Source organism: Pseudomonas sp. 34 E 7, assembly GCF_900005715.1.
Classification (GTDB): domain Bacteria; phylum Pseudomonadota; class Gammaproteobacteria; order Pseudomonadales; family Pseudomonadaceae; genus Aquipseudomonas; species Aquipseudomonas orientalis_A.
Genome location: NZ_CVTX01000169.1, coordinates 30,524 through 43,372, shown reverse-complemented (window position 1 = coordinate 43,372; position 12,849 = coordinate 30,524). Strand labels below are relative to the sequence as shown.

The window sequence follows — 12,849 nt, the reverse complement described above, 5'->3', positions numbered from 1 at the left end:
CTTCAAGCCGCGAGCTGGAAGCTTAAGGACAAGCGGTCGACTGCCAGGCGTAACGCCTGGCAGTGAGCACCTGTCGCTGCCTTATTGCGATTTGCGCACCCGCAGGTACCACTCGGAGAGCAGTCGTACCTGTTTGTCGGTGTAGCCGCGCTCGACCATTCGTGTGACGAAGTCGTTGTGTTTTTGCTGGTCCTCCTTGCTCGCCTTGGCGTTGAAGCTGATAACCGGCAGCAGATCCTCGGTGTTGGAGAACATTTTCTTCTCGATCACCACCCGCAGTTTCTCGTAGCTGAGCCAGGTTGGGTTCTTGCCGTTGTTGTTGGCGCGGGCGCGCAGCACGAAGTTGACGATTTCGTTGCGGAAATCCTTCGGATTGCTGATGCCGGCGGGTTTCTCGATCTTCTCCAGCTCTTCGTTGAGCGCCACGCGGTTGAGGATTTCGCCGGTTTCGGGATCGCGGTATTCCTGGTCCTGAATCCAGAAGTCGGCGTACAGCACGTAGCGGTCGAAGATGTTCTGGCCGTACTCGCTGTAGGACTCCAGGTAGGCGGTCTGGATTTCCTTGCCGATGAATTCGATATAGCGCGGCGCCAGGTATTCCTTGAGGAAACGCAGATAGCGCTCGCGGGTTTCGGCCTGGAATTGTTCCTGTTCGATCTGCTGCTCCAGCACGTAGAGCAGGTGCACCGGGTTGGCGGCGATCTCGTGGGGGTCGAAGTTGAAGACCTTGGAGAGGATCTTGAACGCGAAGCGTGTCGACAGGCCGTTCATGCCTTCATCGACGCCCGCCGTGTCACGGTATTCCTGGATCGATTTGGCCTTGGGATCAGTGTCCTTGAGGTTTTCACCGTCGTACACGCGCATTTTCGAGTAGATATTCGAGTTCTCCGGCTCCTTGAGGCGCGACAGCACGGTGAACTGGGCGAGCATCTTCAGGGTGTCGGGGGCGCAATGGGCCTTGGCCAGCGAGCTGTTGAACAGCAGTTTGTCGTAGATCTTGATTTCATCGCTGACCCGCAGGCAGTACGGCACCTTGACGATGTAGATACGGTCGATGAAGGCTTCGTTGTTCTTGTTGTTGCGGAAGGTGTGCCATTCCGATTCGTTGGAGTGCGCCAGCAGGATCCCGGTGAACGGAATCGCGCCCAGGCCTTCGGTACTGTTGTAGTTACCTTCCTGGGTGGCCGTGAGCAGTGGGTGCAGCACCTTGATCGGCGCCTTGAACATCTCCACGAACTCCATCAGGCCCTGGTTGGCCCGGCACAGTGCGCCCGAGTAGCTATAGGCGTCGGCGTCGTTCTGCGGGAATTCTTCGAGTTTGCGGATATCGACCTTGCCCACCAGCGCCGAGATGTCCTGGTTGTTCTCGTCGCCCGGCTCGGTCTTGGCGACGCCGATCTGGTTGAGGATCGATGGGTAGAGCTTGACCACCCGGAACTGGCTGATATCGCCGCCGAACTCGGACAGGCGCTTGGTGGCCCAGGGCGACATGATGGTATTGAGGTAGCGCCGGGGGATGCCGAAGTCTTCTTCGAGGATCGCACCGTCTTCGGTGGCGTTGAACAGCCCCAAAGGCGACTCGAACACCGGTGAGCCCTTGATGGCGTAGAAGGGCACCTTCTCGATCAGTTGTTTGAGTTTTTCCGCCAGGGACGACTTGCCGCCACCAACGGGACCGAGCAGGTAGAGGATCTGTTTCTTCTCTTCCAGGCCCTGGGCCGCATGGCGGAAGTAGGAGACGATCTGGTCGATGCATTCCTCCATGCCGTGGAAGTCTTCAAAGGCCGGGTAACGCCGGATCACCTTGTTGGAGAATATTCGCGACAGGCGCGAATTGTTCGAGGTGTCTACCAGCTGCGGCTCGCCAATCGCCAGCAGCAGGCGTTCGGCGGCAGACGCATAGGTGCTGCGGTCCCGTTTGCACAGCTCAAGATACTCTTGAAGCGTGAGTTCTTCCTGCTGTGTGGACTCGAAACGTTGTTGGAAGTGGCTAAAGATACTCATGACGTCGTCACCTCGCTCGATACGTGGAGCCGACGCCGGATCAATCAGTCGATGCTGGCAGCCATTGGCGTTCCCCAATGGCTGTTTTCCCCCCAGAACACCCTGAAACGCTACCGATGACCCGCGCGCCGGTGTACCGGCTCTCCCCTGATTTGGATGGCCTGCACTTAAGGATAGTTGGTAATCGGGGAGTTCAAGGCGCGATACGTAATTAGTTTGGCTGCGCCGTTCGTCAGAAACGGCGCAAGCCCAAGCGTCACGCGGGGTAGCGGGGTGTGAAAAAAATTATTGCGAATCGCTTGAAGAAATTTCCGCAGGATAGGTCGCGCGCCACAGCTCAAAGCCGCCATCGAGGCTATAAACGTCGGAGAAGCCCTGGCTGACCAGATATGCTGCGGCGCTTTGGCTGGAGTTACCGTGATAGCACGCCACGATCACCGGCGCGTCGAGGTCGGCGGCGCGGATGAAGTCGGCGATGTTGACGTTGTCCAGATGCTGGGCGCCGGCAATGTGGGCTGCAGCGTAAGTCGGCTGGTCACGGATATCGACGACCACGGCGCCTTGCTCGCGCAGGGCCTGGGCTTGTTCGGGAGGGATACGTTTGAATTCGCTCATGGCGGGCTCCTAGGGCTTGGCGGCGGCCGTCTGTAGGGTGGGTGCAGGGGATTCACACTGGCAACTGATACGCTCGCCGGTGTCGATGTTCATCAGGGTCATGGCGCCGCCCCACACGCAGCCGGTGTCGAGGGCGAACACGCCGGGTTCTTCGCATTTGCCTTCAAGGGCGGCCCAGTGGCCGAAGATGATTTTCGTGTCCCGGGTCTTGCGTTCCTTGTGGGCGAACCAGGGCTGGTAGCCGGGCAGGGCGGTGTCGGCGCCTTCCTTGCTCTTGAGGTCCAGCTTGCCCTGCGCCGTGCAGAAACGCATGCGCGTGAAATAGTTGGTGATCACTCTCAGGCGGGCAACGCCGGTGAGCTCGTTGTCCCACTTCACTGGCTCGTTGCCATACATGCCGTCGAGGTAGGCGGTGTACAGATTGTCATCGGCCAGGGCGCTTTCGACTTCGGCGGCGCACTTGAGGGCTTTCTTCAAGGTCCATTGCGGTGGGATGCCGGCGTGGACAAGGGCGATGTTACGGGCCTCGTCGTAGTGCATGAGCTTTTGTCGGCGCAACCATTCCAGCAACTCGGCGCGGTCCGGTGCTTCGAGGATCTCGCGCAGGGTGTCGCCTTTTTTCAGGCGCTCGATGTTCTGGCCGGCCGCGAGCAGGTGCAGGTCATGGTTGCCCAGTACGCAGACCAGCGAATCGCGCAGGTTATAGAGGTAGCGCAGGGTTTCCAGCGACTGCGGGCCACGGTTGACCAAGTCGCCGACCAGCCACAGGCGATCATTCACGGGGTCGAAGGCGACCTGTTCAAGCAGGCACTTGAGGGGCTCCAGGCACCCTTGCAGGTCACCGACCGCGTACGTCGCCATCAGTGCAGGGCTCCGGGCACCGCGAGGCGGAAGGGCTTGATGGTCGCGTCGAACAAGTGGCCGTCGGTGGCTTTCATCTGATACGAGCCCTGCATGGTGCCGACCCTGGAGGTCATCACCGTGCCGCTGCTGTAGGTATGGCTGGCGCCGATGTCGATCAACGGTTGCTGGCCGACAACGCCCGCGCCGCGTACTTCTTCAACCTGACCGTCACCGTCGGTGATCACCCAATGGCGTGACAGCAACTTGGCCGGCACCAGCCCGTTGTTTTTCACCGTGATGGTGTAGGCAAAGGCAAAGCGGTTGAGTTCGGGTTGCGATTGGTCCGCCAGGAAGCGGGTGACGACGCTGACGTCGATCTGGTAGCGAGGATCGGACATGCAAGAGGCCTTAAAAGCAAAAGCGGAGGACAGCAGATGCGGGTCAGTCTAGGCCAAGAGGTGGGCACTAGGCCAGACATGCAGTCGGGTATGACAGGGTTCAAGTGTGGGAGGGGGCTTGCCCCCGATAGCGGTGGTTCAGTTAAACCTTCCTGTACTGACACAACCTCATCGGGGGCAAGCCCCCTCCCACATTTGTCCTTACACCTGCTCTGCTGCTGGCGCAGGCTGGATAGCCAACTGGTCGGCCAGGCGCACGAATGCGGCCAGGTCCAGTTGCTCGGGACGCAGGCTGCCATCGACGCCGGCAGCTTCGATCTCGGCATTGCTCAACAGCGCCTTGAGCGTGTTGCGCAGGGTCTTGCGGCGCTGGTTGAACGCTTCGCGTACGACACGCTCGAGCAGTTTGTGGTCCTTGGCCGGGTGCGGCAGGACGGCATGGGGCACCAGGCGCACGATGGCCGAGTCGACCTTCGGCGGCGGGTTGAACGCGCCCGGGCCGACGTTGAACAGGTGTTCGACGCGGCAGTGGTACTGGACCATGATCGACAGCCGGCCCCAATCACCGCCACCTGGGCCAGCGGCCAGGCGCTCCACCACTTCTTTTTGCAGCATGAAGTGCATGTCGCGGATGATCCCGGCGTTGTTCAGCAGGTGGAAAATCAGCGGGGTGGAGATGTTGTACGGCAGGTTACCGACAACGCGCAGGCTGTTGGGCGCGGCGTTGAGGGTGTTGAAGTCGAACTTCAGCGCATCGCCCTGATGCAGGTTGAAGTTGGGCTTGCCGGCAAATTGCTGATTGAGGATCGGGATCAGGTCCTTGTCCAGCTCCACCACATCCAGTTGACCGCCACTGGCCAGCAGGCCTTGGGTCAGTGCGCCCTGGCCCGGGCCGATTTCCAGCAGGCGGTCTTCTGGCTTGGCATGGATGGAGCGCAGGATGCGGTCGATCACGCCAGCGTCGTGCAGGAAGTTTTGCCCGAAGCGCTTGCGCGCCCGGTGTTGGTAATGCTCGGTCATATACGGGTCTCGGCCATCTGATAGGCGGTTTCCAGGGCCACGTGCAGGCTGCCGGTATCGATCTTGCCGCTGCCCGCCAGGTCCAGGGCAGTGCCATGGTCGACGGAGGTGCGGATGATCGGCAGGCCCAGTGTCACGTTGACTGCGGCGCCGAAGCCTTTGTATTTCAGCACGGGCAGCCCCTGGTCATGGTACATCGCCAGCACTGCGTCGCAGTGCTCCAGATATTTGGGGGTAAACAGAGTGTCTGCGGGCAATGGGCCGCGCAGGTCCATGCCTTCCTGGCGCAGACGCTCTAATGTCGGTTCAATGATGTCGATTTCTTCATGGCCCAAATGGCCGCCTTCACCGGCGTGGGGGTTGAGCCCACAGACCAGGATGCGCGGTTGGGCAATGCCGAATTTGTGTTGCAGGTCGGCGTGCAGGATGCGCGTGACGCGTTCTATGCGCTCGGCGGTGATGGCGTCGGCGATATCGCGCAGCGGCAGATGGGTGGTGACCAGCGCGACGCGAAGGCCACGGGTGGCCAGCATCATCACGACTTGTTCGGTGTGGGTGAGTTCGGCCAGGAATTCGGTATGGCCGGAGAAGGCGATACCGGATTCGTTGATCACGCCTTTATGAACGGGCGCGGTGATCATGCCGGCGAAGTCGCCGTCGATGCAGCCTTGGCCGGCGCGGGTCAGGGTTTCCAGCACAAAGGCCGCATTGGCCTTGTCCAGTTGCCCGGCGACGACCTTGGCATGCAGCGGGGTGTCCCACACATACAGGCTGCCCGCCGGCGCCGGCAGGTCGGGCCAGTTGCCCGGTGCAACGCTCAGCAGGTTGACAGCCACACCCAGTTGCGCGGCCCGCTCAAGGAGCAGGTCGCGGCTGGTAATGGCAATCAGGGGGTGTGGCTGGGGTTGCGAGGCGAGCAGCAGGCACAGGTCTGGACCAATGCCGGCCGGCTCGCCGGGTGTTACCGCGAAACGCTGGGGTTTCACTGCGCTGCCTGGTCGGTGCCTGTTTGCTCAGCGGCCGGCAGTTTGTTTTCTACGTAGGCTTCGTCACGGATCTGACGCAACCAGGTTTGCAGCTCTTCGTCGTACTTGCGGTTGCGCAGTACGGTCAGGGCTTGCTGCTCACGGGCCTGGTTGGTGTTGTCAGTGGCGCGACGGCCAAGGACTTCCAGCACATGCCAGCCGTATTGGGTCTTGAACGGCTTGGACAGCACGCCTTGCGGCGTATCGGCCATCACCTGCTGGAACTCCGGCACCAGGGCTTTCGGGTCGATCCAGTTCAGGTCGCCGCCGTTGAGGGCCGAGCCTGGGTCTTCCGAGAAACTCTTGGCCAGGGTGGCGAAGTCTTCACCGCTTTCGATGCGGTCATAGATCTTCTGGGCCAGTTCCTTGGTTTGTGCTTCGGTGCGGATTTCGCTGGGTTTGACCAGGATATGACGAACGTGTACTTCGTCCTTCAGCGAGGTCTCGCCGCCGCGCTTGCCGAGCAGCTTGAGGATGATAAAGCCGCCTGGAGTACGTGCCGGCTGGGTAATGTCACCCACGTTCATGGCACTGAGCTCACGGTCGAACGGCGGCGGCAGTTGAGCGGCTTTACGCCAGCCCATGTCACCACCGTCGAGCGCGTTGTCGCTGCCGGACTGGGCAATCGCCATTTGAGCGAAATCAGCACCCGCCTTGAGGCGGTCGTAGATCGCCTGGGTCTTGGCCGCGGCGGCATTGAGCTGCTCGGCGTTGGCGCTGTCTGGCGTCGGGATCAGGATATTGGCCAGGTGCAGCTCTTCGGAGAGTTGCATCTTGCCCAGGTCCGAGGCCAGGAAGTTCTTCACTTCCTGCTCCGACACCTGCACCCGCTCCGCTACTCGACGTTGACGTACACGGCTGATGATCATTTCACGCTTGATCTGGTCACGCGCGTCCTCATAGGACAGGCCATCGTGCGCCAGGGCTGCGCGGAACTGATCGATGCTCATGTTGTTGCGTTGAGCGATGGTGCCGACGGCCTGGTTCAGCTCTTCGTCCGAAATACGGATGCCGGAGCGCTCGCCGATCTGCAGTTGCAGGTTTTCGACGATCAGGCGTTCCAGCACCTGGGGCTCCAGGACGCTGGTCGGCGGCACACCACCGCCACGCTTGGCGATGGTCTGCTGAACTTCCTTGACCCGCTGGTCCAGCTGGCTCTGCATGATCACGTCGTTATCGACGATGGCTGCGACTTTATCCAGCTGTTGCACCGCGGCATGCGCCGAGGCGGCACCCAGGAACAGCGCGCCCAGCACTAGCGGGCGCAAACACTCAGAAAGCTTTGTCTTCACGTTCACGATAACCTTCAATGCCTTTGTCGAGGAAGCTCTCTACCTTGGCGCCGGTCAGGCCGCCGAGTCCTTTGAGGACGATCTGGAAGAAGAGCCCGTGGTCACCCTTTTCGTTAAGCGGGGCGATCTGGCTGTATTCGTCGTTGGAAACCCAGTAACGGTTGATGACGCGCAGTTTCCAGCAGCAGTTGTCGTACTCGAAACCACCAAAGGCTTCCAGGGTACGGTTACGTGCATAGTCATACTGCCAGCGGGTGATCAGGTTCCACTGTGGAATGATCGGCCACATCATCGAGAAGTCGTGTTGCTGGATTTTGTAGTAATCCTTGATGAAATTAGGATTACCTTCAGAGCCGTAGTCACCCCCGAATTGCCATTTGCCGGTCAGCTGGTTGTATACCACTTGGTCATTGCGATAGCGGTAGCCGACGTTAATAACCTTGTTCGGGTTGTCTTCCGGCTGGTAGTGAAACATTGCGCTGCCGGAGCGAGGACTGTGGCTTGTAGGGTCCCAATTGTAGTCGGCTGTAGCACGCCAATCGCGGTTGAAACGGAATGAGTAGTCCAGAGCGATCGGAGAAACATCCTCGTGGGCGTCGTCACGCGTTTTTGCATCGACACCAGGCAGTTGCACTTCGCGGTCTTTGAAGTACACAGCTTGGCCAATACTAATACGTTGGCGTTCGAGGCCGTCGTCTCGTATCCAGCGGCTGGTTAGGCCCAGCGACAGTTTGTTTTCATCGCCTATACGGTCACCGCCAGTGAAGCGGTTGTCGCGGAACAGCGAGTCAAAGCTGAACGGAGTTTCGCTGGTGTCGAATACTGGAATGTTTTTCTGATCTTTCTCGGGGACATAGAGATAGAACAAGCGTGGTTCCAGAGTTTGCCTGTAATTACTACCAAAATATTGAGTGTTGCGGTCGAAGTAGAGGCCGCTGTCGATACTGGCAATGGGTAAGGCACGGTCTTGGGAGCTATTGAAGGTCTCACCCAGGGACGAGGCCCCTAATCTGTTGACTAGCAGGTCGTTCTTGCCGGTGTTGTCCAAATCGAGGTCATATTTGGTATAGACATATTTGAGTTTTGGCGTAATGAATCCGTAGGTCCAGTTCAGCGGCAGAGAGACGCTAGGAGCGGCGCTCAGACGAGTACCATTGGCACGGCTCAGCCCCAAGACGTTGTTGTCGAGGCGGGAGGAGACCGCTCCGTCTTTGTCGGTGTAGGAGCCCTTCTGGAGATCTCGATCGAACCGCACTGCTTCAGTTTCGTAGGCAAAGTCCAGGCCGCCGGGATGATACGGCAGTGCACCATTAAAGGTGATCTGCGGTAGGCGGTCGTACGGAGTGAACTCCGAAACCGTTGCCAGCTGGTACGCCTGAGCGTTCACGCGGGCCTGATATGTATCACCGCGATAGGTCAGGGTGCCCTGTTGGTTGACGAAGTTGCGATTCTCCACGCCTTCTTCATAGGACTTCAGATCCTGAAAGTAGTAGGGGTCGCTGATCTTGGTGTAATCAACCATCGACGTCAGACGTGAATCCAACCCGCCCTTATGCTGCCAATTGAGCATATAGCGAGTTTTTTCGCTATCAGTCTGGTTCTTGCGCTCGTCGTTGTCGTCGTTCAGGTACGCCCCGCCGAACTGGCCTTCGCTGGACTTGGTGAGGTAGCGGAATTCGCCTTCCATCAGCATGCCGCGCTTGGTCATGTATTGCGGATACAACGTGGCGTCGTAGTTCGGTGCCAGGTTGAAGTAGTACGGCGTCACGAGGGTAAAGCCGGTTTCACTACCGGTGCTGAAGCTCGGCGGCAGGAAGCCGGACTGACGGCGGTCGTCAATCGGGAAGTAGATGTAAGGGGTGTACAGGATCGGGATGTTCTTGACCCGCAACGTCGCGTTGGTGGCCGTACCGAAACCGGTGGCCGGGTTCAACGTGATGTTGTTGCCCTTGAGCTGCCAGGCGTTGCTGTCCGGCTCGCAGGTGGTGTACGTACCGTCCTTGAGACGGATGATCGCGTTCTCGGCGCGCTTGGCGTACAGCGCATTACCGCGGATACGCGACTTGTGCATCACGTACTCGGCGTTGTCGATCTGGGCCGCGCCGGTGTCGAGCTGGACCTGGGCACGGTCGCCCACGATCAGCGCGCCGTTGTCGCGCAGGCGCACGTTGCCGTTCAGCTCGCCACGGTTCTCGGCCTGGTACAGGCTGGCTTCGTCGGACTCCAGCTGCATGCTGCCCTGGCGCATGACGACGTCACCGGCCAGTGTGGCGACCTGCTGTTCCTGCTCGTAACGGGAAGCCTTGGCACCGATGAAGGTCGGCGCATCGCTCTTGTTCGTCTTGTCATTCATGCCAGGACGCGTCGGCTCGATGTAGGCACCGCCGCAGTAAGGGCCGGTTTCGGCCAACTGTGCTGCGGTCAGTTTCTCGCGAGGCACCCAGTCCAGGTGGCTGTAGTCTTTGCTGCGCGAACGCAGCCCACGGCCCTTGGCTTCGGTGACCAGCATGGTCTTGGGCTCGGCGTCGACGCTGCCGCCAGCCTCGCCCTGCGGCGTGCTGTTGGCCGAGCTGACGGCAGAACCGTCATGCACCGGGCGCGGTGGCAATGGGGCGGCGGCCGTTTTCGGCGCGCAATCCCAGGCACCCGAAGCAGAGACTGAGCAGTCATACTGTTCCGCGGCGACCACGAATGAGGTGGCGAAAGGTTGCAAGGCCAGCAGACTGCCGGTTACCAGCAACGGAAATTTTCTACGAAACGCGGGGGATTTCAATGCCATCTTATTAGTCCGGGCTTCCTGCGTGCCATCTGCCCGCGGTTTGGGCCGCACGCCTCTCGATGGTCTGAAAAAGATGCGTGATAATAAAGCATGCCCCGCTTGACGGCTAGCGCCGTCGGAGACCCTTGTAATGCCCGAGCACGATCTACGTTTACAACAGCTGGAAGTCTGGCTGGATGAGCAGTTACCGATTCTCTTCAACGCTCAGGACTGGGGCCCCGTACCCCCGGCCACATTGACCGCGGCCAGCAGCGACGCGAGTTTCAGGCGTTACTTCCGGTGGGAGGGTGGGGCGCATACATTCGTCGTAATGGACGCGCCACCGCCCCAGGAAAACTGCAAACCTTTCGTCGATATCGCACATTTGCTCGCGAAATCGGGAATTAATGTGCCAAAAATTTATGCAGAAGATTTGCCCCGAGGCTTTCTTTTGCTCAATGACCTGGGCCGAAAAACCTATCTGGACGTGATTGACGAGCAAAACGCCGATCAATTGTTCGCCGACGCCATCGATGCGCTGCTGGCGTTCCAGCAGTTGCCGATGGACGCGCCGTTGCCCAGCTATGACGTCGCCCTGCTGCGTCGCGAGCTTGAGTTGTTCCCTGAATGGTACGTACGCCGGCACCTGGGTATCGAGCTTGATACCTGCCAGCAGGCCCTCTGGCAACGCGTCAGTGACCGCTTGATCGACAGCGCCCTGGCCCAGCCCAATGTGCTGGTGCACCGCGACTATATGCCGCGCAACCTGATGATCAGCGAGCCTAACCCTGGGGTGCTGGATTTCCAGGATGCGGTCTATGGCCCGGTGACCTATGACATTACCTGTCTGTTCAAAGACGCCTTCCTCAGCTGGCCCCAGGCCCGCGTGCGCGCGTGGCAGCGCGGCTACTGGGAACGCGCCAGTGAGTTGGGCATCCCTGTGCAGGATGATTTTGAAGAGTTCCTGCGTGCCAGCGACCTGATGGGCGTGCAGCGTCACCTCAAGGTCATCGGCATCTTCGCGCGGATCTGCCACCGCGATGGCAAACCACGCTATCTGGCGGACGTGCCGCGCTTCTTTGCTTATATAGAAGCGGTGCTGGCCGACCGGCCGGAGTTAAGTGACCTGGGTGAGCTGCTCAGCAGCCTGCGCCAACCGGCCGAGGCTTGCGTATGAAAGCGATGATCCTGGCGGCCGGCAAGGGCGAGCGCATGCGCCCGCTGACGCTGCATACGCCCAAACCGCTGGTGCAGGCGGGCGGCAAACGGCTGATCGAGTATCACCTTGAAGCGCTGGCCAAGGCCGGCTTCACCGAGATCGTGATCAACCACGCCTGGCTCGGTCAGCAGATCGAAAGCTACCTGGGTGACGGTGCCCAGTTCGGCGTGCGTATCCGTTATTCAGCTGAAGGCGAGCCGCTGGAAACCGGCGGCGGGATTTTCCAGGCGCTGCCGTTGCTGGGTGACGAGCCGTTCCTGGTGGTAAACGGCGATATCTGGACCGATTACGACTTCAGCCAATTGACGCGACCGCTCCAGGGCCTGGCCCATCTGGTGATGGTCGACAACCCGGCACATCATCCGTCCGGCGGGGATTTCTACCTGGACGACGGCGTGCTTCATGATGCGGCGCCCGGTGCCGATAACCTGACCTTCAGTGGCATTTCCGTGCTCGACCCTCAATTGTTCGCGGGTTGCAGTGCGGGTGCCTTCAAGCTGGCGCCGTTACTGCGCGCGGCGATGGCCAACGGTCGGGTGACGGGTGAACACATGAAGGGACGCTGGGTGGATGTCGGAACGCTTGAACGTCTGGCGCAGGTCGAAACCTTGCTGACAGCGGGACGATAGGATGCTGTGGCCAGGGACGCTGATCGGCGCCGGGGCTGGCTTTGCGATTGCCAGCATTCCGGGGGCTTTGTTGGGTGCATTGCTGGGGCAGGCGCTGGACCGGCGCCTGCAATTGCACAGCTGGGCGCAGTTGCGCGAACGCCTTGGCGGCCGCCCCGCGTTGCGCAACGACGAATTGTTGTTCGTGCTGCTGGGGCGCCTGGCCAAAAGCAACGGTCGCATTGTGGACGGGCATATCCAGCAGGCGCGCCAGGAAATGCGCGCACTGGACATGACCGAGCCGGCCCAGCGCCGAGCCATCATGGCGTTTAATCGTGGCAAGTCCGGCACTGACCGTGTGCGCAGTTATCTGCGCGTGCTCAAGGCGCAACCCCATGCCGCCGAGGGTGTTCTACGTGCGTGCTGGCGGATGGCCTGGGCGGATGGCCGGGCGGATGATGCCGAGCGTGACCTGATCGAACGGTGGGGCAAATGGCTGGGCTGGACGCCGCAACAAATCCGCGCGTTGGCCTCCGATTACGCGCCGGCGCGCAAGCCGTTGGTGAACCGTGTCGGGGCTTATCAGGAGGCGTTGCGGATTCTGGGGGTGACGGCGACCGCTGAGCCGTCGGTAATCAAGCGCGCCTATCGCCGCCTGCTCAGTCGCCATCACCCGGACAAGATCGCCGGCAGTGGCGCCAGCCCCGCGCAAGTGCGCGAGGCGACCGAGCGTACCCGTGAGTTGCATAACGCTTATGCGTTGATTCGCGAGCGGCGGGACTTTCGCTGACATCGCCGATCAAATGTGGGAGGGGGCTTGCCCCCGATGGCCATAGGTATCTACACAGTTTTGGTGCTACACCGCACCTGTGGCGAGGGAGCTAACGCGTATCTACCTGACGCTCCGAGGTCAAAATGTGGGAGGGGGCTTGCCCCCGATGGCGGCCTCTGGGCTAGCCAGGATGTTGGATTGGACCGAGTACATATCCGTTTCTGCGGTAACGGCTGCTTAGGGTTCCGCCCTGACGGCGGCTCACTTTTGAAAAGCGCAAAAGTAAGCAAAACGC

Annotated in this window: 11 protein-coding genes; 3 read left to right on the top strand and 8 right to left on the bottom strand. The window is 60.4% G+C overall.

Features of this window, described 5'->3' with window-relative positions; genetic code table 11:
* Positions 1-81 precede the first annotated feature (81 nt).
* The 8 genes from BFP96_RS22670 to BFP96_RS22635 form a co-directional block, all read right to left on the bottom strand.
* Positions 82-2,004, bottom strand: a complete 1,923-nt coding sequence (locus BFP96_RS22670; protein ID WP_065885503.1) for a PrkA family serine protein kinase — start codon at positions 2,002-2,004, stop codon at positions 82-84.
* A gap of 285 nt (positions 2,005-2,289) precedes the next feature.
* Positions 2,290-2,619 carry a thiosulfate sulfurtransferase GlpE gene (glpE, locus tag BFP96_RS22665; RefSeq protein WP_065894173.1) on the bottom strand — a complete coding sequence of 110 codons (330 nt, stop codon included), beginning with the start codon at positions 2,617-2,619 and terminating at the stop codon, positions 2,290-2,292.
* A gap of 9 nt (positions 2,620-2,628) precedes the next feature.
* Positions 2,629-3,480, bottom strand: a complete 852-nt coding sequence (locus BFP96_RS22660; protein ID WP_065937061.1) for a symmetrical bis(5'-nucleosyl)-tetraphosphatase — start codon at positions 3,478-3,480, stop codon at positions 2,629-2,631.
* Complete coding sequence (apaG, locus tag BFP96_RS22655; RefSeq protein WP_065885506.1) at positions 3,480-3,860, bottom strand: Co2+/Mg2+ efflux protein ApaG; 381 nt, start codon at positions 3,858-3,860, stop codon at positions 3,480-3,482. The genes BFP96_RS22660 and apaG overlap by 1 nt, the downstream gene beginning before the upstream one ends.
* Before the next feature lie 201 nt (positions 3,861-4,061).
* A complete protein-coding gene (gene rsmA, locus BFP96_RS22650; protein WP_065885507.1) occupies positions 4,062-4,880 on the bottom strand; it encodes a 16S rRNA (adenine(1518)-N(6)/adenine(1519)-N(6))-dimethyltransferase RsmA in 819 nt (272 codons plus the stop codon).
* Positions 4,877-5,866 (bottom strand): 4-hydroxythreonine-4-phosphate dehydrogenase PdxA, encoded by a 990-nt coding sequence (gene pdxA, locus BFP96_RS22645; RefSeq protein WP_065937060.1) that lies wholly within the window; start codon positions 5,864-5,866, stop codon positions 4,877-4,879. The genes rsmA and pdxA overlap by 4 nt, the downstream gene beginning before the upstream one ends.
* Complete coding sequence (locus tag BFP96_RS22640; protein ID WP_082632017.1) at positions 5,863-7,197, bottom strand: peptidylprolyl isomerase; 1,335 nt, start codon at positions 7,195-7,197, stop codon at positions 5,863-5,865. Before BFP96_RS22640 ends, pdxA begins: the two co-directional genes overlap by 4 nt.
* The gene (locus BFP96_RS22635; RefSeq protein WP_065937059.1) at positions 7,178-9,976 is read right to left on the bottom strand and encodes an LPS-assembly protein LptD; all 2,799 of its coding nucleotides are present in this window, start codon (positions 9,974-9,976) and stop codon (positions 7,178-7,180) included. Before BFP96_RS22635 ends, BFP96_RS22640 begins: the two co-directional genes overlap by 20 nt.
* A gap of 130 nt (positions 9,977-10,106) precedes the next feature.
* Between BFP96_RS22635 and BFP96_RS22630 the strand changes: the two genes are divergently transcribed.
* Genes BFP96_RS22630 through BFP96_RS22620 form a run of 3 tightly spaced genes read left to right on the top strand, consistent with a single transcriptional unit; the run spans position 10,107 to position 12,572 of the window.
* Positions 10,107-11,132, top strand: coding sequence for an aminoglycoside phosphotransferase family protein (locus tag BFP96_RS22630; protein WP_065897256.1), 1,026 nt, complete (start codon positions 10,107-10,109; stop codon positions 11,130-11,132).
* Entirely contained in the window at positions 11,129-11,803 is a 675-nt protein-coding gene (gene murU, locus BFP96_RS22625; RefSeq protein ID WP_065937058.1) for an N-acetylmuramate alpha-1-phosphate uridylyltransferase MurU, read from the top strand. Before BFP96_RS22630 ends, murU begins: the two co-directional genes overlap by 4 nt.
* A 1-nt stretch (position 11,804) precedes the next feature.
* Complete coding sequence (locus tag BFP96_RS22620) at positions 11,805-12,572, top strand: TerB family tellurite resistance protein (RefSeq protein WP_065894185.1); 768 nt, start codon at positions 11,805-11,807, stop codon at positions 12,570-12,572.
* Positions 12,573-12,849 lie beyond the last annotated feature (277 nt).